The following is a 414-nucleotide window of genomic DNA, read 5'->3' as shown; positions in this document are numbered from 1 at the left end:
GTCGTCGGCATCGACGCCGACACCGCCGAGGCGGCGCTCGGGTTCGGCCTGCGCGAAGCCCGACGGACCGGGCGTTCGCTCCGGGTCGTGCACGCGTGGCGCGTGACGGCGCCCGTCGCGGCGCGTCCCGTCGCGCTGCTCGAGGACGCGTCGAGCACCGACGAGCAGTCCGCGCGCCTGGTGCTCGGCGAGGCCGAACGCGAAGCCGCGCGGCGGGAACCGGCCGTGTCCGTCCGCTCCACCCTCTGGGAGGGCGACGCCGGTGAAGCACTCGCGGCGGCCGGCGTCGAGGCGACACTGGTCGTCGTCGGCCGGCGGCACCGCACCACGATCGGCGGCGAGCTCTTCGGCTCCGTCGCGCGCGAGATGATGCACCGGTCGGCGACGCCGGTCGTCGTCGTGCCGGTGTCGGCC

At 76.8% G+C, this 414-nt stretch carries 1 protein-coding gene; it reads left to right on the top strand.

Annotated features, from left to right (window positions below; genetic code table 11):
- Positions 1-414: universal stress protein (locus tag BIV03_RS12865; RefSeq protein ID WP_139201965.1), on the top strand; the 414-nt coding region annotated here is incomplete at both ends.

The organism is Curtobacterium sp. MCBA15_016 (assembly GCF_001865105.1).
GTDB lineage: Bacteria > Actinomycetota > Actinomycetes > Actinomycetales > Microbacteriaceae > Curtobacterium.
This window is presented reverse-complemented; position numbering and strand designations above follow the sequence as displayed.